Annotated in this window: 1 protein-coding gene; it reads right to left on the bottom strand. The window is 57.5% G+C overall.

Translation table 11 applies throughout. The features are described from left to right. Nucleotides 1-603, bottom strand: a 603-nt coding sequence (locus RNA01_RS23560; protein WP_268906715.1) for a glycogen/starch synthase, incomplete at its 3' end; no start/stop codon positions are given. Nucleotides 604-624 lie beyond the last annotated feature (21 nt).

Genomic DNA, 624 nt, shown 5'->3' with positions numbered 1-624 from the left:
CGTAAGGCCGCAAGGCTCGAACCGTGAAGGTTGAACGATTATATCGCTTCCGGCATGAATCAGATGGGCGTCCGCCTCGCAATAGCCCAGTTCAACGGCCATTCTGCCCGGAAAACAAGCCGCGCTCGCGACCAGGGCCTCCTCGATCGATCGATCGCCCTGCCCCAGAACGATGAGTTTTCCGCCACGCGAAACGATTTCGCCCGAGACCTCGACAAGGATGTCCATCCCTTTCTGCCAGGTCAGCCGGCTGACGGCGGCAAAGACCGGCCCGTCATCGCGATCCAGATTGAAGCGCTCCAGAAGCGGCAATCGATTTGCGGACTTGCGATCGATGTCATGCACTGTGTAATTGACGGGTAAATTGTGATCGGTCTCAGGATTCCAGATGTCCCGATCTATCCCGTTGACGATGCCCCGAAGAATGCCGGCCCGTTTTCTGAGGACTCCTTGAAGCCCCATTCCAAACCTTGGCGCCAGGATTTCCCGGGCGTAGGTAGGGCTGACCGTGGTGATCGCATCCGCCGTGGTCAAGCCGCCCTTCAGATAGCTGATGTCGCCGTAATATTCGAGGCCATCGATGGTATATGTATTCGGGGACAGGCCAAGAGCCCCCAGTAGATA

Source organism: Paenirhizobium naphthalenivorans (genome assembly GCF_007992095.1).
Lineage (GTDB): Bacteria > Pseudomonadota > Alphaproteobacteria > Rhizobiales > Rhizobiaceae > Allorhizobium > Allorhizobium naphthalenivorans.
The sequence above is the reverse complement of the archived record's forward strand: the minus strand, read 5'-3'. Positions and strand labels throughout refer to the sequence as shown.